Origin of the sequence: Streptomyces zhihengii (assembly GCF_016919245.1) — a bacterium.
GTDB classification, from domain to species: Bacteria; Actinomycetota; Actinomycetes; order Streptomycetales; family Streptomycetaceae; genus Streptomyces; species Streptomyces zhihengii.
Genome location: NZ_JAFEJA010000001.1, coordinates 4282914 through 4303809 on the forward strand (window position 1 = coordinate 4282914; position 20896 = coordinate 4303809).

The 20896-nt window shown below is 73.8% G+C and carries 21 protein-coding genes and 1 tRNA gene; 8 read left to right on the forward strand and 14 right to left on the reverse strand.

Features of this window, described 5'->3' with window-relative positions:
• Nucleotides 1-109: 109 nt before the first annotated feature.
• From JE024_RS17980 to JE024_RS18005, 6 genes are all read left to right on the forward strand, one after another.
• Complete coding sequence (locus tag JE024_RS17980; protein WP_280521563.1) at nucleotides 110-862, forward strand: response regulator transcription factor; 753 nt, start codon at nucleotides 110-112, stop codon at nucleotides 860-862.
• On the forward strand, nucleotides 855-2534 hold the full coding sequence (locus JE024_RS17985; protein ID WP_205374571.1) for a HAMP domain-containing sensor histidine kinase: 1680 nt from the start codon (nucleotides 855-857) through the stop codon (nucleotides 2532-2534). The genes JE024_RS17980 and JE024_RS17985 overlap by 8 nt, the downstream gene beginning before the upstream one ends.
• 82 nt (nucleotides 2535-2616) lie before the next feature.
• Nucleotides 2617-4074: a bifunctional glycosyltransferase family 2/GtrA family protein gene (locus tag JE024_RS17990; protein WP_205374572.1), complete on the forward strand. Its 1458-nt coding sequence runs from the start codon at nucleotides 2617-2619 to the stop codon at nucleotides 4072-4074.
• Complete coding sequence (locus JE024_RS17995; RefSeq protein ID WP_205374573.1) at nucleotides 4071-6281, forward strand: ArnT family glycosyltransferase; 2211 nt, start codon at nucleotides 4071-4073, stop codon at nucleotides 6279-6281. The genes JE024_RS17990 and JE024_RS17995 overlap by 4 nt, the downstream gene beginning before the upstream one ends.
• 70 nt (nucleotides 6282-6351) lie before the next feature.
• The gene (locus JE024_RS18000; protein WP_205374574.1) at nucleotides 6352-7890 is read left to right on the forward strand and encodes an MFS transporter; all 1539 of its coding nucleotides are present in this window, start codon (nucleotides 6352-6354) and stop codon (nucleotides 7888-7890) included.
• A gap of 73 nt (nucleotides 7891-7963) precedes the next feature.
• Nucleotides 7964-8752, forward strand: coding sequence for a TetR/AcrR family transcriptional regulator (locus JE024_RS18005; RefSeq protein WP_205374575.1), 789 nt, complete (start codon nucleotides 7964-7966; stop codon nucleotides 8750-8752).
• 249 nt (nucleotides 8753-9001) lie between these two features.
• Here JE024_RS18005 and JE024_RS18010 read toward each other — a convergent pair whose 3' ends face one another.
• The 4 genes from JE024_RS18010 to JE024_RS18025 all read right to left on the reverse strand — a co-directional run bounded on the left by JE024_RS18010 (nucleotide 9002) and on the right by JE024_RS18025 (nucleotide 13458).
• Nucleotides 9002-9469: a PPOX class F420-dependent oxidoreductase gene (locus JE024_RS18010; RefSeq protein WP_205374576.1), complete on the reverse strand. Its 468-nt coding sequence runs from the start codon at nucleotides 9467-9469 to the stop codon at nucleotides 9002-9004.
• A 28-nt stretch (nucleotides 9470-9497) separates the two neighbouring features.
• Nucleotides 9498-10313 (reverse strand): YceI family protein, encoded by an 816-nt coding sequence (locus tag JE024_RS18015; protein WP_205374577.1) that lies wholly within the window; start codon nucleotides 10311-10313, stop codon nucleotides 9498-9500.
• Between the two features lie 199 nt (nucleotides 10314-10512).
• On the reverse strand, nucleotides 10513-12900 hold the full coding sequence (locus JE024_RS18020) for an MFS transporter (RefSeq protein WP_465270497.1): 2388 nt from the start codon (nucleotides 12898-12900) through the stop codon (nucleotides 10513-10515).
• 90 nt (nucleotides 12901-12990) lie between these two features.
• Nucleotides 12991-13458 carry a MarR family winged helix-turn-helix transcriptional regulator gene (locus tag JE024_RS18025; protein ID WP_205374579.1) on the reverse strand — a complete coding sequence of 156 codons (468 nt, stop codon included), beginning with the start codon at nucleotides 13456-13458 and terminating at the stop codon, nucleotides 12991-12993.
• Nucleotides 13459-13659: 201 nt separating this feature from the next.
• On the opposite strand from JE024_RS18025, the gene JE024_RS18030 reads away from it, so the two are divergent.
• Nucleotides 13660-13890, forward strand: a complete 231-nt coding sequence (locus JE024_RS18030) for a hypothetical protein (RefSeq protein WP_205374580.1) — start codon at nucleotides 13660-13662, stop codon at nucleotides 13888-13890.
• Between the two features lie 469 nt (nucleotides 13891-14359).
• Here the strand turns inward: JE024_RS18030 and JE024_RS18035 are convergent, their stop codons facing one another.
• From JE024_RS18035 to JE024_RS41135, 8 genes are all read right to left on the reverse strand, one after another.
• Complete coding sequence (locus JE024_RS18035) at nucleotides 14360-15244, reverse strand: RNA polymerase sigma factor SigF (protein ID WP_205374581.1); 885 nt, start codon at nucleotides 15242-15244, stop codon at nucleotides 14360-14362.
• A gap of 234 nt (nucleotides 15245-15478) precedes the next feature.
• Nucleotides 15479-16372 (reverse strand): RNA polymerase sigma factor SigF, encoded by an 894-nt coding sequence (locus JE024_RS18040; RefSeq protein WP_205374582.1) that lies wholly within the window; start codon nucleotides 16370-16372, stop codon nucleotides 15479-15481.
• 200 nt (nucleotides 16373-16572) lie between these two features.
• Nucleotides 16573-16866, reverse strand: coding sequence for a Dabb family protein (locus tag JE024_RS18045; RefSeq protein WP_205374583.1), 294 nt, complete (start codon nucleotides 16864-16866; stop codon nucleotides 16573-16575).
• A 46-nt stretch (nucleotides 16867-16912) separates the two neighbouring features.
• Nucleotides 16913-17077 (reverse strand): hypothetical protein, encoded by a 165-nt coding sequence (locus JE024_RS18050; RefSeq protein WP_205374584.1) that lies wholly within the window; start codon nucleotides 17075-17077, stop codon nucleotides 16913-16915.
• 180 nt (nucleotides 17078-17257) lie between these two features.
• A tRNA-Ser gene (locus JE024_RS18055) sits at nucleotides 17258-17342 on the reverse strand.
• Between the two features lie 112 nt (nucleotides 17343-17454).
• Nucleotides 17455-18009: a tRNA adenosine(34) deaminase TadA gene (tadA, locus tag JE024_RS18060; RefSeq protein WP_205374585.1), complete on the reverse strand. Its 555-nt coding sequence runs from the start codon at nucleotides 18007-18009 to the stop codon at nucleotides 17455-17457.
• Nucleotides 18010-18019: 10 nt separating this feature from the next.
• Complete coding sequence (locus tag JE024_RS18065; protein ID WP_205374586.1) at nucleotides 18020-18559, reverse strand: tRNA adenosine deaminase-associated protein; 540 nt, start codon at nucleotides 18557-18559, stop codon at nucleotides 18020-18022.
• Nucleotides 18560-18743: 184 nt separating this feature from the next.
• The gene (locus tag JE024_RS41135; protein ID WP_244882939.1) at nucleotides 18744-19067 is read right to left on the reverse strand and encodes a hypothetical protein; all 324 of its coding nucleotides are present in this window, start codon (nucleotides 19065-19067) and stop codon (nucleotides 18744-18746) included.
• 17 nt (nucleotides 19068-19084) lie between these two features.
• Between JE024_RS41135 and upp the strand changes: the two genes are divergently transcribed.
• Nucleotides 19085-19720, forward strand: a complete 636-nt coding sequence (upp, locus tag JE024_RS18075; RefSeq protein ID WP_187741251.1) for a uracil phosphoribosyltransferase — start codon at nucleotides 19085-19087, stop codon at nucleotides 19718-19720.
• A gap of 22 nt (nucleotides 19721-19742) precedes the next feature.
• Here the strand turns inward: upp and JE024_RS18080 are convergent, their stop codons facing one another.
• The gene (locus tag JE024_RS18080) at nucleotides 19743-20369 is read right to left on the reverse strand and encodes a LytR C-terminal domain-containing protein (protein ID WP_244882940.1); all 627 of its coding nucleotides are present in this window, start codon (nucleotides 20367-20369) and stop codon (nucleotides 19743-19745) included.
• Between the two features lie 182 nt (nucleotides 20370-20551).
• Entirely contained in the window at nucleotides 20552-20848 is a 297-nt protein-coding gene (locus tag JE024_RS18085; protein WP_003955420.1) for a type II toxin-antitoxin system VapB family antitoxin, read from the reverse strand.
• Nucleotides 20849-20896: the final 48 nt, after the last annotated feature.

Genomic DNA, 20896 nt, shown 5'->3' on the forward strand with positions numbered 1-20896 from the left:
GGCCGGGCGGGGCCTGGGCCGGGCGGGCCGGGCCGGGCGGAGGCGTTTCTCAGGGAATTCACAGGTTCGGGCAAGAACGCTCTCAGGACCGGCCCCCACCGTGGCGGGTATGACCATCACCTCGCCCCAGGGGCGCACCGAACTGCTCAGGCCGGACGGCAGCGCCGTCCGGGTGCTCGTGGTCGACGACGAGGCGCCGATCGGCGAGCTGCTGTCGATGGCCCTGCGCTACGAGGGCTGGGACGTGCGCAGCGCTCCGGACGGCACCGAGGCGCTGCGCGCGGCGCGGGAGTTCCGGCCGGACGCGGTCGTGCTGGACGTGATGCTGCCGGACATGGACGGGCTGACGGTGCTGGGGCGGATGCGCCGCGACCTGCCGGACGTGCCGGTGCTGTTCCTGACCGCGCGCGACGCGGTCGAGGACCGGATCGCCGGTCTGACGGCGGGCGGCGACGACTACGTCACCAAGCCGTTCTCGCTGGAGGAGGTGGTGGCCCGGCTGCGCGGTCTGATCCGGCGCTCCCGGGCCGCCGTGGTGCGCAGCGAGTCGCTGCTCGCCGTCGGCGACCTGACGCTCGACGAGGACAGCCACGAGGTGACGCGCGGCGGGGACTCGATCCATCTGACGGCGACCGAGTTCGAGCTGCTGCGGTACCTGATGCGCAACCCGCGGCGGGTGCTGAGCAAGGCGCAGATCCTGGACCGGGTGTGGAGCTACGACTTCGGCGGCCAGGCCAACGTCGTCGAGCTGTACATCTCCTATCTGCGCCGGAAGATCGACGCCGGACGCGCCCCGATGATCCACACCCGGCGCGGCGCGGGATACCTGATCAAGCCCGGGGAGGCAGTGCCCGGTGCCTGAGCAGCCCGCCGGCCGCCGGCCGTGGTCGCTGCGGACACGACTGGTCGTGTCGGCGGTGCTGCTGATCGCGGTCGTGTGCGCGGTGATCGGCACCGTCACGACGATCGCCTTCCGCACCTACCTGTACGGCCAGCTCGACAACCAGCTCGGGGCCGTGGCCGCGCGTGCCGCGGGACCGCCCGCCGGGGACGGCGTCATGCCGCCCGGGGGCGATCTGCCCCAGCGGGCCCCGCTGGGCTTCGTCACCGGCGGCGGCGCGCCCGTCGGGACGGTCGGCGCGCTGGTGGGGGCGGACGGCCGGGTGGACTCCGCGGTGGCGAGCACCCAGGAAGTGCCGTCCGGCCCCGCGCCCACCGAGCAGCAGCTCACCACGGCGCAGCGCGAGGCGCTCGCGTCCGTGCCGCGCGACGGCGAGCCGCACACGGTGGACCTGCCGGGCCGCGGCGGGTACCGGGTCGAGTACGCGGACGGGGCGCGGGGCGCGTTCCTCGTCGGGGTGCCGACCCGGGACGTGCAGGACGCCCTCGGGACGCTGATCGTCGTCGAGGTGTGTGTCACGGGGGCCGGACTGGTGGCCGCCGGGCTCGCGGGCGCCTCCATGGTGACGGTGGCGCTGCGGCCGCTGCGCCGGGTCGCCGCGACCGCGCGCCGGGTCTCCGAACTGCCGCTGCACAGCGGGGAGGTGGCCCTCCACGAGCGGGTACCCGAGGCCCAGGCGGATCCGCGGACCGAGGTGGGGCAGGTCGGCGCCGCGCTCAACCGGCTGCTGGGACACGTCGGTTCGGCGCTGGTGGCGCGGCAGGAGAGCGAGACGCGGGTGCGGCAGTTCGTCGCCGACGCCAGCCATGAACTGCGCACACCGCTGGCGTCCATCCGCGGCTACGCCGAGCTGACCAGGCGCCGTTGGGCGCGGGGCGCCGCGCCGGCGGACCCCGCCGGGCGCGGCCCTTCCGCCGGCGGCGAGCCCCAAGGGGCTCCGGACCCGCTGGAGTTCGTCGGGGCGGACACCCGGCACGCGCTGGGCCGGATCGAGGCCGAGGCGACCAGGATGACGGGGCTGGTGGAGGACCTGCTGCTGCTCGCCCGGCTCGACGCGGGACGGCCGCTCTCGTACGAGAGCACTGATCTCTCACCGCTGGTCGTGGACGCGGTCGCGGACGCCCGCGCCGCCGGTCCCGCCCATGTGTGGCGGCTGGAGCTGCCGGACGACCCCGCGACCGTGCACGGCGACCCGGCCCGGCTCCACCAGGTGCTGGTCAACCTGCTGGCGAACGCCAGGACCCACACCCCGCCCGGCAGTGTGGTCACGGCCCGGGTGCGGACGGCCCCGCCCCCGGGGGCGGGCGGCCCGGCGGACGAGGACGGCCCGGCGGACGCGGGTGCCGCGTGGCCGGGGGCCGTGCTGCTGGAGATCGAGGACGACGGGCCCGGTGTCCCCGCCGAGCTGCGCCCGCACATATTCGAGCGCTTCGCCCGCGGCGACGCCTCCCGCTCGCGCCAGGCCGGCGGCACCGGGCTCGGCCTGGCCATCGTGCACGCCGTGATCGCGGCGCACGGCGGCTCGGTGGCCGTGACCTCGGCCCCCGGGCGCACGGTCTTCGCGGTGACCCTCCCGGCGGTGGCCGCGGGAGCCGCTCCGGCGGCGGTCCCGGGGGCGCGGCTCGCCCCGTGACCCGGCGCCCCCGGCCCGGCTCACAGGTGCGGCACAGGCTCACCACACCGCCGTGACAGCGGCCCCCGGAAGTGTCGGACGCATGCGAACCGACACCCCTCGGGGGACCCTTCCGGCCCGGGAGCATCTGCTCGCGGGGACCGCCGGTCCGCCCGTGCTCGACGTGGTGATCCCCGTCTACAACGAGGAGACCGACCTCGAACCGTGCGTGCTGCGGCTGCACGACCATCTGACGCGCACCTTCCCGTACGGCTTCCGGATCACCGTCGCCGACAACGCCAGCACCGACCGCACGCCCCGGGTGGCCGCGGCACTCGCGGCGCGCCTGCCCGAGGTCCGGTCGTACCGGCTGGAGGAGAAGGGCCGCGGCCGGGCGCTGCGCGCCGTCTGGTCGGCGTCGGACGCCCCGGTGCTCGCCTACATGGACGTGGACCTGTCCACCGACCTCAACGCGCTGCTCCCGCTGGTCGCCCCGCTGATCTCGGCCCACTCCGACCTGGCGATCGGCTCCCGGCTGGCCCGTTCCTCGCGGGTGGTGCGCGGGCCGAAACGGGAGTTCGTCTCCCGGGCGTACAACCTGATCCTTCGGGGCTCGCTCGCCGCGCGGTTCTCCGACGCGCAGTGCGGGTTCAAGGCGATCCGCGGGGACGTGGCGGAGCGGCTGCTGCCGATGGTCGAGGACACCGGCTGGTTCTTCGACACGGAGCTGCTGGTGCTCGCCGAGCGGGCCGGGCTGCGGATCCACGAGGTCCCCGTCGACTGGGTCGACGACCCGCACTCCAGCGTCCACCTCGTGCGCACCGCGACCGACGACCTCAAGGGCGTGTGGCGGGTGGGCCGGGCGCTGGCCGTCGGCGCGCTGCCGCTGGACCGGCTGGCCCGCCCGTTCGGCGACGACCCGCGCGACCGGGCGCTCCCCGGGGTGCCGCGCGGCCTCGCCCGCCAACTGGTCGGCTTCTGCGCGGTGGGCGTCCTGTCGACGCTGCTGTACCTGCTGCTCTACTCCGCCTTCCGGACCGGCCTCGGTCCGCAGGCCGCGAACGCGGCGGCGCTGCTGCTGTCGGCGGTCGCCAACACCGCCGCCAACCGCCGGCTCACCTTCGGGGTGCGCGGCCGCGACCGGGCAGTCCGCCACCAGGCGCAGGGGCTGGTGGTGTTCGGCATCGGACTGGCGCTCACCAGCGGTTCGCTGGCCGCCCTCGACGCCGCCGCCGGCAACCCCTCCCACGGCACCGAACTGGCCGTGCTGATCGCGGCGAACCTGGCCGCGACCGTGCTGCGCTTCCTGCTCCTCCGGGCCTGGGTCTTCCCCGAACGGCGCCATGAGCCCGCCCATGAGGCCGGACAGCCGGCCGGCGCCCCGGCCGTGGCCCCCGCGCTCCGGGCCGCCCCCCTCACCGCCCCCGCTCCCGCAGCCCCCGCCCCGGGGGCCCCCGCCCCCGCAGCCCCGGCGCCCGCCGTCCGGAACGCCCCCGCCGGGCTGCCCGGCGCGCCGGCCGCCCGGACCGCCGACGAGACGAACCGAGGGATCGCACGATGACCACCACCAGTCCGCCCGCCGCCCCGGCCCCGGCGCGCCCGGCCGCGGTCCACCGCCTGTGGCGCGGCCGGGAGTCGGACCCTCGCTGGGTACGCCCCGCCTTCCTCGCGCTGCTGCTGGTCACCGGGCTCGCCTACCTCTGGAACCTCGGCGCCTCCGGCTACGCCAACTCCTTCTACTCGGCGGCCGTCCAGGCGGGCGGCGAGAGCTGGAAGGCGTTCTTCTTCGGCTCGTCCGACGCGGCGAACTCCATCACCGTCGACAAGCCCCCGGCCGCCCTGTGGCCGATGGCCCTGTCCGTGCGGCTGTTCGGCCTCGGCTCCTGGCAGATCCTGCTGCCCGAGGTGCTGATGGGCGTCGCCACGGTGGGCGTCGTGTACGCGGCGGTGCGGCGGCGCTTCACCCCCGCGGCCGGGCTGATCGCGGGCGCGGTGCTCGCCCTGACGCCGGTCGCCGCGCTGATGTTCCGCTTCAACAACCCGGACGCGCTGCTGGCGCTGCTCATGACCGTGACGGTCCACTGCGTGCTGCGCGCCCTGGAGGGGGCGCGTACCGCGTGGCTGGTGTGGGCGGGCGTCGCGGTGGGCCTCGCGTTCCTGACGAAGACGCTCCAGGCGTTCCTGATCCTGCCGCCGCTGGCGCTGGTGTACGCGGTGTGCGCCCCGACGCCGCTGCGCCGCAGGCTCGGCCAGCTCGCCCTCGCCGGACTGACCGTCGTGCTCGCCGGCGGCTGGTGGGTGGCGATCGTCGCATGGTGGCCCGCGTCCTCGCGGCCCTGGATCGGCGGCTCCCAGAACAACAGCTTCCTCGAACTCACCTTCGGCTACAACGGACTCGGCCGTCTCAACGGCGAGGAGACCGGCAGCGTCGGAGGCGGAGGCGGCGGCCGCGGCGGCGGGGGCTGGGGGGAGACCGGCATCGACCGGATGTTCGCCGGGAACATCGGCGGCCAGATCGCCTGGCTGCTGCCCGCGGCACTGCTGCTGCTCCTCGCCGGGCTCGTCCTCACCCGGCGCGCGGCGCGCACGGACACGGCGCGGGCGGCGTTCCTGGTGTGGGGCGGGGCGCTCCTCGTCACGGCCGGGATCTTCAGCTTCATGGCCGGGATCTTCCACGAGTACTACACGGTGGCCCTGGCGCCCTATGTCGCCGCCCTGGTCGGCATGGGCAGCACGATGCTCTGGGAGGAGCGGGCGAAGCCCCTGTGGTCGGCGGCGCTCGCCGGGACGATCCTGCTGACGGCCTGGTGGTCGTACATCCTGCTGGGCCGCAGCGACGGCTATCTGCCGTGGCTGCGGGTGGCCGTGCCGGCCGCCGGCATCGCCGCCGCCGTGGGCCTGCTGGTCGCGAGCCGGACGGGCCGGGCGGCGCGTGCGGTGGCCCTCGGCGCGGCGGGGCTGGGCCTCGCGGCGGCGCTGGCCGGGCCGGCGGCGTACACCGTCACCACGCTCGGCGAGGGCCACGCGGGCTCGATCGTCACGGCCGGTCCCGCGGTGGCGGGCGGCCGGGGCGGCCCCGGCGGCTTCCCGGGCGGCGGGGGCGACGGCGGCCGGATGCAGCCCCCGGGCGGCGGCCGGGACGGCCAGGGCGGGCCGGGCGGTCCGGGCAACGGCGCCCCGCCCGCCGGCTTCCCGGGCGGGGGCGGGACGGCGGGCGGCGGCCAGGGGAACGGCGTCCCCGGCGGCGCCGGGGACGGCACCGACGGGAACGGTCCCGGCGGCAACGGCACCGGCACCGGCTTCCCGGGCGGTGGAGGGACGGGCCGCGGCGGTGGCGGCATGGGCGGCCTGCTGAACGGCGCCGACGTCGACTCCGAGACCGCCGCCGCGCTCACCGAGAACGCGGACGACTACACCTGGGCCGCCGCAGCGATCGGCTCCCAGAACGCCGCCAGTTACCAACTGGCCACCGAGGAACCGGTGATGGCGATCGGCGGCTTCAACGGCAGCGACCCCTCCCCGACGCTCGCGCAGTTCAAGCAGTACGTGTCCGACGGCAGGATCCACTGGTTCATCGCCGGCGGCGGCACGGGCGGTGCGGGCGCACCCGGCGGGGGTGGCGCGGAGACCGGTGGAACCGGCGCCGGTGGCGGCATGGGCGGCCCCGGAGGCGGCACCTCCGCGGAGATCTCGGCCTGGGTCCAGGAGACGTTCACCCAGGTCACCGTGGGTGGAGCGACCCTCTACGACCTGACCGACCCGCAATAGCGCTATACGGCGTACGAGAGTCCTTGTACGGTGTAAGAGAACACTCCCTTACACCGTACAAGGAGTCCGTATGACGGCGACGACCGCCGCGAACCGCACGGCCCCCGCGGGCCATCCGCAGCGCTGGCTGATCCTCGGCGTCATCTGCCTCGCCCAGCTCACCGTGCTGCTCGACAACACCGTCCTGTCCGTGGCGATCCCCTCCCTCACCCGTGAACTGCACGCCTCCACCACCGACATCCAGTGGATGATCAACGCCTACTCGCTGGTGCAGTCCGGCCTGCTGCTCACCGCGGGCAACGCCGCCGACCGCTACGGCCGCAAGCGGATGCTCGTGGCCGGGCTCGCCGTCTTCGGCGTCGGGTCGCTCGCCGCGGGGCTCGCGGGCACGTCGGCCCAGCTCATCGCGGCCCGCGCCGGGATGGGCGTCGGCGGGGCGCTCCTGATGACCACCACCCTCGCCGTCGTCGTGCAGATCTTCGACGACACCGAGCGGGTGAAGGCCATCGCCCTCTGGTCCACCGTGAGTTCCCTCGGCTTCGCGGCCGGTCCGCTGGTCGGCGGGGTGATGCTGGACCACTTCTGGTGGGGCGCCATCTTCCTGATCAACATCCCGGTCGCCGCCGTCGGCCTGTTCGCGGTCGTCGCCCTCGTCCCGGAGTCCCGCAACCCCCAGGGCGACCGCCCCGACCTGCTGGGCGCGCTGCTCTCCACGGTCGGTATGACGGCCGTCGTCTACGCGATCATCTCCGGTCCCGAGCACGGCTGGAGCTCGGCCGAGGTGCTGGGGGCGGCGGGCGCCGGGCTGCTGGTGCTCGGCGGCTTCGTGCTCTGGGAGCTGCGCATCCCCTACCCCATGCTGGACATGCACTTCTTCCGCGACCAGCGCTTCATCGGCGCGGTCGCCGGCGCGGTGCTCGTCGCGTTCGGCATGACCGGGTCGCTGTTCCTGCTCACCCAGCACCTCCAGTTCGTCCTCGGGTACGGCCCGCTGGACGCGGGGCTGCGCACCGCCCCGCTGGCCCTCACCGTCGTCGCGCTCAATCTGACGGGCGTCGGCGCCCGGCTGGTGGGGAGGCTCGGCACGCCCGCGGTCATCGCCTCCGGCATGGCGCTGGTCTCGGCGGGACTGGCCGCGATCGCCCTGCTCGGCTCCCACGGCTACGGCGGGATGCTGCTCGGCCTGGTCGTCATGGGCGCGGGCGTGGCCCTGTCGATGCCCGCGATGGCGAACGCCATCATGAGCGCGATCCCGCCCGAGAAGGCGGGCGTCGGCGCCGGGATCAACGGCACGCTCGCGGAGTTCGGCAACGGGCTCGGGGTCGCGGTCCTCGGCGCCGTGCTGAACTCCCGCTTCGCCGCGCTCGTTCCCGCGGCGGTCGGTGCGGTGTCCCTCCCGGCGGCGCTGGCGGGAGCGGACGGCGCCGGGGAACGGTCCCGTATCGAGGAGGCGTTCGCCTCGGGCCTGGAGACGAGCCAGCTGGTCGGGGCGGCCGCGGTGCTGGCGGGCGGCCTGCTCGCCGCGGCCCTGCTGCGGCGCGCCGAGCGGCCGGCCGCGGGGCACGGGGCGCCGCAGGCTCCCGCAGACGTCACGAAGCCGCGGGCATAGCATCGAGGCCGGGCGGACCGATGAGTTCCGCCCGGCCCGCCGGACGATCCGGCAGGAACCCAGGAGGTGCGCGATGGTGCCAGCGTCCGACCGCGCGACGGACCCCGCGAAGACGAGCGTCTGGCTCGCCGAGGGGCCCGGGCGGGACCGGGGACGCAGGTCCGGCCAGCCGGACGGGCTCGGCCGCGACAAGATCATCGAGGCGAGCGTCCGGCTGCTCGACGAGCACGGGGCGCCCAGCTTCTCCATGCGCAAGCTCGCCGCCGAACTCGACGTCACCGCGATGTCGCTCTACTGGTACGTCGAGACCAAGGACGACCTGCTGGAGCTGGCGCTGGACTCGGTGTTCACCGGACTGCTGCCGCCCGGGCCGCACGATCCGGCGGACTGGCGCGACCGGCTGCGCGACCTCGCGCGCACCTACCGCACCCTGCTGGTGCGCCACCCCTGGGTCTCCGGGCTGATCGGCACCTACCTCAACATCGGGCCCCAGTCGCTGCTCTTCTCCCGGGCCGTGCAGGACGTCGTGCGGGACACCGGCCTCTCCCCGCAGGCCCGGATGGGCGGGACGGCCGCCGTGTTCCAGTTCGTGTACGGCTTCGGCACGATCGAGGGCCACTTCGTGCAGCGCTGCGCCGCCGCCGGCCTCAGCCAGGACGAGTACTTCCGCCGGGCGATGGGGACGATCGACGAACGGCCCGAGCTGAGCCGGGAGTTCGAGCAGGCCACCGAGCTCATGGAGGCCCGCGGCGGAGGCACCGTCGAGGAGATGCGCGAACGGGATTTCGCCGTCGCGCTCGACCTGCTGGTGGCGGGCATCGAGGCGATGGTGGCCCGCCAGGATTCCGGCGACGGCTCCTGAGAAACGGACCGTACGACGCGGACCGTACGACGCGGACCGTACGACGCGGGCCGTACGACGCGGGCCGTACGACGCGGGCCGTACGACGCGGGCCTGACGGCGCGGGCCTGACGGCGCCCGGCGGGAGGCGCCCGGCGGAGGCGCGGCCCGGACGGTGCGGACGCGTCGGCGCCCGGCGGGAGGCGCGGGCCCGGGCGATGCGGCGACGGGGGCCCGGACGGTGCGGGGCCGGCGGCCCCGCACCGCGTGCTAGTCCTGCGCGAGCCGGGCCGGGAAGCCGCCGGTCGCGATCGGGCCCCAGCGCACCGGGGTGATCCTGATGATCGACTTCCCCTGCTCGACCATCGCCGTGCGGTACTCGTCCCAGTCCGGGTGCTCCCCGGAGATGTTGCGGAAGTACTCGACCAGCGGTTCCACCGAGGCGGGGGAGTCGATCACCTCGGCCGTGCCGTCGATCTGCACCCAGGGCCCGTTCCAGTCGTCGGAGAGGACGACCACGCTCACCCGCTCGTCCCGCCGGGCGTTGCGGGTCTTGGCGCGTTCCGGATACGTCGAGACGACCACCCGCCCCGCATCGTCGACCCCGCACGTCAGCGGCGACGCCTGCGGTGACCCGTCGGAGCGGCGGGTCAGCAGCAGCGCGCGGTGGCGGGGGCGTACGAAGTCGAGCAACTGGTCCAGGTCCACCGTGGTGTTGGTGGCGATGTGGCGTGCCATGCCCGGCACCCTACGCGAGGCGGGGGCGTCAGCCGGGGAGCCGGTCGCCCTGCACCGCCTGGATGTCGAGCTCCACCCGCAGGGTCGTGCCGACGGCCGAGACCCCCGCCTGGACGACCTGGTTCCAGTTCATCGCGAAGTCCGCGCGGTGCAGTTCGGCCGTCGCGCGGAAGGCGGCCCGCACTCCGCCCCAGGGGTCGGCTCCGGTGCCGAGGCAGACGAGGTCGAGGGGGACCGGACGCACCACGCCGCGCAGCGAGAGCTCGCCCGCCACCGTCCACCGGTCGGGGCCGGCCGCCGTCACGCCGGTGGAGACGTAGGCGATCTCCGGGAAGCGTTCGGCGTCCAGGAAGTCGGGGGAGCGCAGATGCTTGTCCCGCAGCTCGTTGCCGGTGTCCACGGAGCCGGCGGCGATCACCGCCGAGACCCGTGAGCGCTCGGGCTCGGGCGCGATCTCGATCGTCCCGCCGAACGAGGTGAAGCGTCCCCGCACGCTGGAGATGCCCAGGTGCTGGGCGACCGCGGCCACCGAGGAGTGCGCCGGGTCGAGCGTCCAGACGCCGGGCGGCGGGAGCTCGGCCCCGCCCTGGCGGGCGAGCACCACGGTGCCGGCGTCCACCCGGCCGCTCGCGGTGACGAGGGCGGTCGAGGCGGCCGGCGCGTAGCCGAGCGCGGTCACGATCACCGTGTACGCGCCCGGGGGCAGGTCCGCCGGGTCGGCGACGGTGCCGTCCTCGCCGGCCCGCGCCCGCAGCACCTGGGTGCCGGTCGTGTCGGTGACGGTGACGACGGCGTGCTGGACCGCCCAGCCGTCCCTGGTCCTCACCTGTGCGCGAAGTGCCATGTCTCATCCCGTTTCCCGGCCCCGCCTCCCGCGGGGCCGTACGTGTTCGGGCCCCGGGCGGGAGCGGCCGGCCGTCCCCTGCCTGCCGCCCCGCGTCCGGGGCCCGTCTCCGCCGGGCCGGCCGCTCGCCTCCGCTGGGGACGAGCGGCTTCCCGGGGTCCTTCGGGGCGGCCCCGCCACGGGCGGGGCGCCCCGGGTCTCACTCGCCCGGGTGGGCGAGCTCGATGTCGTGGCCGTCCTGGCCGGAGCCCGTGACCGTCACCGCACCGGCCACCGGCGGGTAGCCGGTCGCGATGACGGTGTACTCCCCCGCGTCCAGGTCGGCGAAGGCGTACGCGCCGTCGTCACCGGTCGTCGCCGTGCCGGCCACGTTGCCCGCGGCGTCCACCAGGGTGACCCTGGCGTCGGTCAGCGGCTCGCCGCCGCCCGTTCCGCCGCGCACCACGCCCCGGAGCACGGCCCCGGCCCGCAGCACGGCCTCGACGCGGGTCACGCCCTGGCCGCCGATCTCGACCGGCAGGGCCAGCGGGCGGAAGCCCTCGGCGCTGACGGCGACCGTGACCGCCCCGGGCACCAGCTCGGCGAAGGCGAACTCGCCCTGTCCGGTGCTCCTGCCGGTGGCCAGCACGTCGCCGCGCACATCGGTGACCACGACCATGGCGCCCTCGACCGGCGAGGCGTCCTCGGCGGCGCGCACCAGGCCGGCGAGCCCGCTGGTGCCGGCGAGCAGGATGTCGAAGGCCAGCGGTTCGTCACCGATGACCACGGTGGCGGCCTGCGGCTGGAAGCCGTCCGCGGAGGCGATCAGCACGTACGATCCGGCGCCGGGCGCGTCCAGGGCGAAGCCGCGGTCGCCACGGGCGACCGAGCGGCCGAGCTGGCGGCCGGCCGGCGAGATCAGAGTGACGGCCGCCTGCGGCACGGGGGTGTCCTCGGCGCCGCGCACGACTCCGCGCACGGCCGCTCCGGTGAGCTGCGGCTCGGTCTCCACGGCCACCACGGGGGCGGGCGCGGCGGGGAGCACGGCGGCCTCGGGGGCCGTCGTCGTGGCGGTGGCCGCCGCGGCGGTCCCCGGCACCGGGTCGCTGTTGTGGGTCTTCAGGGCGACCTCCTTGATGAACAGCGTCAGCAGGAGGGCGACCAGCGCGAACGGGGCGGAGTAGAGGAAGACGTCGCCCACACCGTGGCCGTACGCGTTCTCCATCACCAGGCGGATCGGCTCGGGCAGCGCGTCCAGGTCGGGGATGCCGCCCCCGCCGGTGCCGCCGTGGCCGGCCGCTGCGCCCTCGGGGCCGAGGGCCGCGAGCCCGTCCCGCACGTAGTTCGTGACCTTGGTGCCGAGCACCGCGCCGAGCGCCGAGACGCCCATGGCGCCGCCGAGCGTACGGAAGAAGGTGACGACGGAGCTGGCGGCGCCGAGGTCCTGCGGGGCGACCTGGTTCTGCGTGCAGAGCACCAGGTTCTGCATCATCATGCCGATGCCGAGACCCATGACGGCCATGTAGACCGCGATGTGCCAGTACGGGGTGTCGTAGCGCATCGTGCCCAGCAGGCCGAGGCCCGCGGTCACCAGCACACCGCCGCTGACCAGCCATGCCTTCCAGCGGCCGGTACGGGTGATGACCTGGCCGGAGACGGTCGACGAGACGAACAGTCCGGCGATCATCGGGATGGTCAGCACGCCGGACATGGTCGGCGACTCGCCCCGGGCGAGCTGGAAGTACTGGCTGAAGAAGACGGTGCCGGCGAACATCGCGACGCCCACGAAGAGCGAGGCGAGCGAGGCGAGCGTGATGGTCCGGTTGCGGAACAGCCGCAGCGGGATGATCGGCTCGGAGGCACGGGACTCGACGAGCAGGAACAGCGCGGCGAGGAGCACCGAACCGGCGACCATCACACCGCTCTGCCAGGACATCCAGTCGTACTTGTCGCCCGCGAAAGTGATCCAGATCAGCAGCAGCGACACGGCGGCGCTGATGAGCAGTGCGCCGGTCCAGTCGATCTTGACCTTGCGGCGGGTGACGGGCAGCTTGAGCGTCTTCTGCAGGACGATCAGGGCCAGCACCGCGAAGGGCACGCCGACGTAGAAGCACCAGCGCCAGCCGAGCCACTCGGTGTCGGTGATCACGCCGCCGAGCAGCGGGCCGCCGACGGTCGCGACCGCGAAGGTCGCGCCGATGTAGCCGCTGTAGCGGCCGCGCTCGCGGGGGGCGATCATCGCGGCCATCACGACCTGGGAGAGCGCGGCGAGACCGCCGGCGCCGATGCCCTGGACGACCCGGCAGGCGATGAGCATCGCCGGGTTCTGGGACAGGCCGGCGACGACCGAGCCCAGGACGAAGATCACCAGGGCTATCTGGACCAGCAGCTTCTTGGAGAAGAGGTCCGACAGCTTGCCCCACAGGGGCGTGGTGGCGGTGGTGGCGAGCAGCGCGGAGGTGACGACCCAGGTGTAGGCGCTCTGCCCGCCGCCGAGGTCGCCGATGATCTGCGGCAGGGCGTTGGAGACGATCGTCGACGAGAGGATCGCGACGAACATGCCGAGCAGCAGCCCGGACAGCGCCTCCATGATCTGCCGGTGGGTCATCGGCGGGGTCCCGCCTGCGGCGGGACCGCCTCCGTGCTTGGCGTGGCCGCCCCGCACACCGGATGGCGTGGTCGTAGCCATGAACTTCCTTTACGTCGTCTGTTGTGCAGGTGCACGGGTGGTGTGGGCCCGGCAGTCCCCGACGGATTCCCGGAGGCGGGCCAGCAGGTCGTTGAGCCGGCCGACGTCGTCGTCGGACCAGTCCCCGAGGTGGTGCGCGAACATGTCCGTGGTCCGGCGGCCGAGGTCGTCCAGCAGCTCCTCGCCCGCGGGCGTGAGCCGCAGGATGCGCGAGCGCCGGTCGTCCGGGTCCGGCAGGCGTTCCAGCCAGCCGCGGTCCACGACGTGTGCCACGTGCCGGCTGGTCACCGACATGTCGACGGCCAGCAGCTCGGCGAGGCGGCTCATCCGCATCTCCCCGTACCGGCTGGTCAGGGAGAGCACGGCGGCGGCCCCGGAGGGGCAGTCCGCGGGCAGGATGCGCGCGAGGCTGCGCTTCACGGCTCCCACGGCGCTGATCTGCCGGGCCAGCTCCTCGAACTGACTCCGCTCGGCCATGGCCCCTCCCACATCTTGTTGCTTAGGGCAACGATAGAAGCGGTTGGTTGCTACAGGCAAACGAAAACGGCCGGGATCGGGTAAAGGAACCCAAAAGGCTTTGCATGTGCAGAGTCATGCCCGGGTCATGGGGCCCCGGGGGCGGTCCGGGACCCCGCCCGGGGTTGGGCGGCGGGGCCCGGTTCGCTAGGGTCCTGCCCCATGGCACACAACCCCCAAGCTCCCCAAGGCCAGGGCCCCGAGGGCTCCTACGACCCCGCGGGCAGCACGCAGATGTTCCGTGCGTTCGTCGACGAAGGCGCGCCCCAGGGCCGCGCGGGCGGGCCCGCCGCCTCCCCGGCCGCCTCCTCCTCGTCCCGCACGGGCGTGATCATCGGCGTGATCGCCGCCGTGATCGTCCTCGGCGCGGTCGCCTGGCTCGCCCTGGCCTGACGGCCCGGGGGCCGGGGATCGACGCCCACCGGGACCGTCCGCCGGACGGTCCCCGCGCGACGCCCGTCGGCACCGTCCGCCCGTCGGCACCGGCGCGACGCCCTTCCGGCCCGCTCGCTACTTGCCGCGCGCCCGTACGCGGGCGCGCGGACGCACCCGCGCCCGCGTACGGGCCCGCGCGCGTGTGCGGTGCCGGGGGCCCCGCCCACGCCCGTCTGCCGTGACGTGGGCAGGCCGCCTCTGTGTCCCGTGGCGTGGGTCAGCGCCGCGCGTAGGCAGTGGCGTGGGCCGGCCGCCCGTGTTGCCCGTGTCGTGAGCCGGACCACCCGCGTGTCCCGTGGCGTGGCCCGGCCGCGCTCGGCGCGCGGCCCCCACGCACAGCACAGGGGCGCCGCGCCGGCCGTGCCGGGCCGCGACGCCCCCGCTGTCCTTCCGCACGGACGGCCTCCCGGGGGAGGCCGGTCCGCGGTCAGTCCGAGATCAGGCCCTCCCGGAGCTGCGCCAGCGTGCGGGTGAGCAGGCGCGAGACGTGCATCTGGGAGATGCCGACCTCCTCGCCGATCTGCGACTGGGTCATGTTCGCGAAGAAGCGGAGCATGATGATCTGCCGCTCCCTGGGCGGGAGTTTGGCCAGCAGCGGCTTGAGCGACTCGCGGTACTCGACGCCCTCCAGCGCCGTGTCCTCGTACCCCAGGCGGTCGGCGAGCGACCCCTCGCCGCCGTCGTCCTCCGGGGAGGGCGAGTCCAGCGAGGACGCGGTGTAGGCGTTGCCCACGGCGAGGCCGTCGACCACGTCCTCCTCCGACACCCCGAGCACGGCGGCCAGTTCGGCGACGGTCGGGGAGCGGTCGAGCTTCTGGGAGAGCTCGTCGCCCGCCTTGGTCAGGGCCAGCCGCAGCTCCTGGAGCCGGCGCGGCACCCGCACCGACCAGGACGTGTCGCGGAAGAAGCGCTTGATCTCCCCGACCACGGTGGGCATCGCGAACGTCGGGAACTCCACGCCCCGTTCGCAGTCGAAGCGGTCGATGGCCTTGATCAGGCCGATCGTCCCGACCTGGACGATGTCCTCCATCGGCTCGTTCCGGGAGCGGAAGCGGGCCGCCGCGTAGCGGACGAGGGGGAGGTTGAGCTCGATGAGGGTGTCGCGCACGTAGGTGCGCTCCGGGCTGTCCTCGCCCGCTCCCTCGACGTCCAGCGCGCGCAGCCGCAGGAACAGGGAGCGGGACAGGGTACGGGTGTCGATGGCTTCCGAGGTCTCGGGCACGAACGGCGCGGGAACGAACGGCGCCAGCGCGGACGCGGTCGCACCGGGCTCACGCGTGAGCACCTTCGAGCTGCCCTGTTCTGCGGACATGCCACCCCCTTGAGGTCGCGGACGGTCGCGGTGGCCGCGACCGACGGAGGAACGCAGCTTCCACCTGAATACCGGCGGCGGGGCTGCGGCAAACGCGGTTCCCGCAGAATGTCACATGTCGGCAACACGCTGTAGTGACATGTCGACAAGTAACAGGCGAAAATGCCCAGGAAACAAGGGGTGCAAGGGGTCTGAGACCCCGTCGGGAACTCGACTGGGGTCTACCCGTTCCGCTTACGCTTCGATCCTGTTTGCGGATCTCAATCTCGCGAAGCTGCGCGCCAGAAGACGTGACACGTGCATCTGCGAGACGCCCAGCTCCTGACTGATCTGGGACTGCGTCAGGTTGCTGTAGTAACGGAGCATCAGGATCCGCTGCTCGCGCTCGGGCAGCTGCACCAGCAGGTGCCGTACCAGGTCGCGGTGTTCGACCCCGGCGAGCGCGGGGTCCTCGTAGCCGAGGCGGTCCAGCAGTCCGGGCATCCCGTCGCCCTCCTGCGCCGCCTCCAGCGAGGTCGCGTGGTACGAGCGGCCGGCCTCGATGCAGGCGAGCACCTCGTCCTCGCCGATCTTGAGGCGCTCGGCGATCTCGGCGGTGGTCGGCGAGCGGCCGTTGGCCGTCGTCAGGTCCTCGGTCGCGCCGTTGACCTGGACCCACAGCTCGTGCAGCCGGCGCGGCACGTGCACGGTGCGGACGTTGTCGCGGAAGTACCGCTTGATCTCGCCGACCACGGTGGGCATCGCGAACGTCGGGAACTGCACGCCGCGGTCGGGGTCGAAGCGGTCGATCGCGTTGATCAGGCCGATGGTCCCGACCTGGACCACGTCCTCCATCGGCTCGTTGCGGGAGCGGAAGCGGGCGGCCGCGTAGCGCACCAGCGGGAGGTTGGCCTCGATGAGGGCCGCGCGCACCCTGCCGTGCTCCGGGGTGCCCGGCTCCAGGGTCTTCAGACGGCCGAACAGCACCTGGGTCAGGGCCCGGGTGTCGGCGCCCCTGCTCTGTGCCGTGGTGGTGGAACGGGTGGCCGTGGCGAGGCCGGTGCGGGGGCCGCCGGGGCTCCGTTCGGCGGTCGTCTGGTCCGCTCTCTCGTTCTGGGGTGGCACCTGAGGCGCAGTACTGGCCGGCACGGTCACGCCACCCCTTTGCGGTCGTTTTCAGTCAACTCATCCGTCAAAAGCGGTCATAGCATCACAAGACATGTCCACTGTGTGCAAGCACCCGATAACGCCGTGTTGACGCCGTGTTGAGCGGCCGGAGCGCGGTCCGGCCCCAGCACGCGCCGACCCCCCGCCGGAATCCGGCGGGGGGTCGGGCGGGGCGGAGGCCCTCAGAACTCGTAGTCGGCGATCACCCACGTGGCGAACTCGCGCCACAGCGCCGCGGCCGCCTGGTGCGCCGGGTGCTCGATGTACCGCTTGAGGGCGTCGGTGTCGGCCACCGCGGAGTTGATGGCGAAGTCGTAGGCGATCGGCCGGTCGGTGATGTTCCAGGCGCACTCCCAGAACTCCAGCTCGGGCACGGTGCCGTCGAGGTCCCGGAAGGCCTGCGCGCCGGCGACCACGCGCGGATCGTCGCGCTCGACGCCTTCGCCGAGCTTGAAGAGGACCAGATGGCGGATCACGGATGCTCCCGGGGGCAGGTGGCCGGCGTGCGCCGCCGGACGCGCCCTAGTTGACGAGTTCCGTCATGAACTCGCCGACGCCCTGCGCGGCGCTCGAAATGCCCTCGAACCCTACCTGGACCAGATCGGCCGCCTTGGAGGGGGACGTGATGATCGTGTACAGGACGAAGACGACGACTATGTAGAGAACGATCTTCTTCGTTTGCGCCATCGTCCCCTGTCTCCCTGCTGCCCCTGCCCGCCCGTGCGTCGCGTGAGTCTAGCCGAGCCGATTTGAGCCATACCCGTCAAGGGATACGGCCCCCGGATCACGGCCGTGACATGCGGGCCGTGACGGGCCGGGACATGCGAAGGGCCCCGGTGCGATGCACCGGGGCCCTTCGTACAAGAGCGGTAGCGGAGGGATTTGAACCCTCGGTGAGTTTCCCCACACTCGCTTTCGAGGCGAGCTCCTTCGGCCGCTCGGACACGCTACCGGGAGAGAGCTTAGCCCACAGTGGGCCGTGCGATGAAATCGGTATCCGGACCGGCTGCCGCAGGCCGTCCGGGACGGTCCCGCGCAGGTCGCGCGGGGGCCCCGCGGCGGCCTCAGACGGCCGGCGGACGGTCCCGGAAGAAGCGGGTCAGCCCGTCGGCGCACTCGTCCTCCAGCACGCCGGGGACGACCTCCGGGCGGTGGTTGAGCCGGCGGTCGCGGACCAGGTCCCACAGCGAGCCGGCGGCGCCCGCCTTCTCGTCGCGCGCGCCGTAGACGACCCGGTCCACCCGGGACTGCACCAGGGCGCCCGCGCACATGGTGCACGGCTCCAGGGTCACGACCAGGGTGCAGCCGGTGAGCCGCCATGCGCCGGTGCGCGCGGCGGCCCGGCGCAGCGCCAGGACCTCGGCGTGCGCGGTCGGGTCCCCGGCCGCCTCGCGTTCGTTGTGGCCGGTGGCGAGCACCGTGCCGTCCGCGGCCAGCACGACCGCGCCGACCGGCACGTCGCCGCCGGCCGCGGCCCGGCCTGCCTCGGCCAGCGCGAGGCGCATCGCGGCCTCCCACGGGCCGCGCACGGGATCGGGTGCGGGGGGATCCACCGGGCCGTCCGGGGCGGCCCGGCCGGTGGATCCACGGGGGTTCGTCGGGGGATGGGGGGTGGGCATCGGTCGATCGCTAACGGACGGTCTCCAGGACCTCGCCGGCGCCGAGCGCCTCCGCGATCTCGGGCAGCGCGTCCGTCTCCAGGGCCAGCAACTCCTTCTCCGACAGTCCGAGGTCCGCGAGGATGCCGCGGTCGCCGACGGGGCCCGTGGGGGTGGCTTCGCCGCCCTGGGCCGGGACGCCGGCGACCGGGTCCTCGTCGTCCGTGTCCGGTTCGCCGTCCTCGGTGCCGTCGAGGTCGAGGGCGTCCAGGTCGTCGGCGGGGTCGTCGTCGTCCCCGCCGAGCAGTTCGTTGGTGAGGATCTCCCCGTAGGAGGAGCGTGCGGCCGCGGCCGCGTCCGAGACGTAGATGCGAGGGTCCTCCTCGCCTTCGATCCTGATGACGCCGAACCAGGCGTCCTCCTGCTCGATGAAGACGAGCACCGTGTCCTCGTCCACCGAGGCGTCGCGGGCCAGGTCGGTCAGATCCGACAGGGTCTCCACATCGTCGAGCTCTGTGTCGCTCGCTTCCCACCCGTCATGAGTGCGCGCGAGCAGTGCGGCGAAGTACACCGTGACTCTCCCACTGATCAGAGGTGTGACGACCGGCGGTGCGCTGTGTGCGTGCCCCGCCCACCGGAATCGTGGCAGACAAATCCGCGCTGCGAGAAGTCTTCCGTCGTTGCGTCGGCCATCAGTTCTGCCAGGTGGCCCTCATGGGCCCATCACGCGGCCCATCGCGCGGGCCGTCGCGCGGTCACCAGCGGAAGGTCCGCATGCGCATCTGCTGGCGCATCCGGGCGGCCCGCGCCCGGCGCGGCTGCACCCGGTCGCGCAGGGCCTTGGCCTCGTTCAGTTCGCGCAGGAACTGGGCGCGCCGCCTGCGGCGCTCCGTGTCGGTCTCGCTCTCGCGCTCCGGTTCGGCTTCCGGCATCGGCCACACCACCCCATGACAGCTCCGTCCGCCTCCACCTTCCCTCCGCCGAACCGGTTGATGCCAGCTCTGGCCAGCGGGATCTTCCCCGCCGCGGACCCGCCCCCGGGCACGCGGCGCCCTGTCCGGCGGTGATCGGCGGGGCATCCCCTAGGGTTGGGGCCATGCGGATCCATGTCGTCGACCACCCGCTGGTGGCGCACAAACTCACCACGCTGCGCGACCGGCGCACCGACTCCCCGACCTTCCGGCGGCTCGCCGACGAGCTGGTCACCCTGCTCGCGTACGAGGCCACCCGGGACGTGCGCACCGAGCAGGTCGACATCGAGACCCCGGTGACCGGCACGACCGGCGTCAAGCTGTCCCACCCGCGCCCGCTGGTGGTGCCGATCCTGCGGGCCGGCCTCGGCATGCTCGACGGCATGGTGCGGCTGCTGCCGACCGCCGAGGTGGGCTTCCTGGGCATGATCCGCAACGAGGAGACGCTGGAGGCGTCGACGTACGCGACCCGGATGCCGGAGGACCTCTCCGGGCGCCAGGTGTACGTGCTCGACCCGATGCTGGCCACGGGCGGCACCCTGGTCGCGGCGATCCGGGAGCTGATCCGGCGGGGCGCCGACGACGTCACCGCGGTGGTGCTCCTCGCGGCGCCGGAGGGCGTCGAGGTCATGGAGCGGGAGCTCGCCGGCGCCCCGGTCACCGTGGTGACGGCCTCGGTCGACGAGCGGCTCAACGAGAACGGCTACATCGTCCCGGGCCTCGGTGACGCGGGTGACCGGATGTACGGCACCGCCGACTAGCGGCGGAGCCCGGCGCCGGTACTCAGCACTTCCCGGAGGGCGCGGGCGCGGGCCTGGCCAGGACGGCCAGGGCCGTGTCCGCGTCCTTCTTCGGTGCCAGGGCGGTGTACGCGGTGCCGATGATCAGGTCGACGTCGGCCGTGGTGCGGGTGTCGGTCTTGAGCTGGGTGCCGGTGAGCTGGGTGCCGAGCACCTTGAAGTTGCCCTTCTGCGCCGCGGCGCCGCCGAGCAGCACCGCGGTGCCGGGGACCTTCTTGTCGTACTCGGCGGTGGCGTTGCCGACCTTGCCGATCCTGAAGCCACGTTTCTTCAGCTCGTCGGCGGCCGCCTTCGCGAGGCCGCTGCGCGGGGTCGCGTTGTAGACGTTCACCGTGATCTGCCGGGGCGCCGGCGGGGCGGGCGCGGCGGAGGGGGTGGGCACGGGCTTGCAGTCCCGGGCCTGCTTCGCGGTGGTGGCGGTCTTCTCGTCGCCGCCGGTGAAAGCGTCGATGAGCTGCATCGTGCCCCAGCCGGCGAGGCCGATGGCGACCACCGCGGCCAGCGCCGCGAAGACGATCCTGCGGCGGTTCCGGGGGCGGCGCATCCGTGGATAGGCGTTGCCTGTGATGCGGTACTTTCCGCCCATACCGGGGGGAGTGAGCATGCTCATGGGCGCAGCGTAGTGCCGACCGGACGCCATGCCTACTAAACGATCAGTGGACTGCGTCCGTACGGTGGCGAAAAGCCCCGAAAGGATCAGCCGCGGAGGGCCGTCGGCGGGCCCCCGCAGCATGCCGGAAGGACACCCGGCACGGGTTCACCCGTACGGGGGCGGCCGGAGCCGGCGGAGGGTCAGCCCAGTTCGAGCACGCGGGCGTGGAGCACCTGGCGCTGCTGGAGGGCGGCCCGCACGGCGCGGTGCAGCCCGTCCTCCAGGTAGAGGTCGCCCTGCCACTTCACGACGTGGGCGAACAGGTCGCCGTAGAACGTCGAGTCCTCGGCGAGCAGCGTCTCGAGGTCCAGCTGGCCCTTGGTGGTCACGAGCTGATCGAGGCGGACCGGGCGCGGCGCGACATCCGCCCACTGCCGGGTGCTTTCCCGGCCGTGGTCGGGATACGGCCGTCCGTTGCCGATGCGCTTGAAGATCACACGGAAAGCCTACCGGCCTTCAGCCTCCGGGCGCAGCCATGGATGCGG

Coding starts and splice junctions, on each gene's coding strand:
- JE024_RS17980 (WP_280521563.1), top strand. CDS start 110: ATGACCATCACCTCGCCCCAGGGGCGCACCGAACTGCTCAGGCCGGAC.
- JE024_RS17990 (WP_205374572.1), top strand. CDS start 2,617: ATGCGAACCGACACCCCTCGGGGGACCCTTCCGGCCCGGGAGCATCTG.
- JE024_RS17995 (WP_205374573.1), top strand. CDS start 4,071: ATGACCACCACCAGTCCGCCCGCCGCCCCGGCCCCGGCGCGCCCGGCC.
- JE024_RS18000 (WP_205374574.1), top strand. CDS start 6,352: ATGACGGCGACGACCGCCGCGAACCGCACGGCCCCCGCGGGCCATCCG.
- JE024_RS18005 (WP_205374575.1), top strand. CDS start 7,964: ATGGTGCCAGCGTCCGACCGCGCGACGGACCCCGCGAAGACGAGCGTC.
- JE024_RS18010 (WP_205374576.1), bottom strand. CDS start 9,469: ATGGCACGCCACATCGCCACCAACACCACGGTGGACCTGGACCAGTTG.
- JE024_RS18015 (WP_205374577.1), bottom strand. CDS start 10,313: ATGGCACTTCGCGCACAGGTGAGGACCAGGGACGGCTGGGCGGTCCAG.
- JE024_RS18020 (WP_465270497.1), bottom strand. CDS start 12,900: ATGACCCACCGGCAGATCATGGAGGCGCTGTCCGGGCTGCTGCTCGGC.
- JE024_RS18025 (WP_205374579.1), bottom strand. CDS start 13,458: ATGGCCGAGCGGAGTCAGTTCGAGGAGCTGGCCCGGCAGATCAGCGCC.
- JE024_RS18030 (WP_205374580.1), top strand. CDS start 13,660: ATGGCACACAACCCCCAAGCTCCCCAAGGCCAGGGCCCCGAGGGCTCC.
- JE024_RS18035 (WP_205374581.1), bottom strand. CDS start 15,244: ATGTCCGCAGAACAGGGCAGCTCGAAGGTGCTCACGCGTGAGCCCGGT.
- JE024_RS18050 (WP_205374584.1), bottom strand. CDS start 17,077: ATGGCGCAAACGAAGAAGATCGTTCTCTACATAGTCGTCGTCTTCGTC.
- tadA (WP_205374585.1), bottom strand. CDS start 18,009: ATGCCCACCCCCCATCCCCCGACGAACCCCCGTGGATCCACCGGCCGG.
- JE024_RS41135 (WP_244882939.1), bottom strand. CDS start 19,067: ATGCCCCGCCGATCACCGCCGGACAGGGCGCCGCGTGCCCGGGGGCGG.
- upp (WP_187741251.1), top strand. CDS start 19,085: ATGCGGATCCATGTCGTCGACCACCCGCTGGTGGCGCACAAACTCACC.
- JE024_RS18080 (WP_244882940.1), bottom strand. CDS start 20,369: ATGAGCATGCTCACTCCCCCCGGTATGGGCGGAAAGTACCGCATCACA.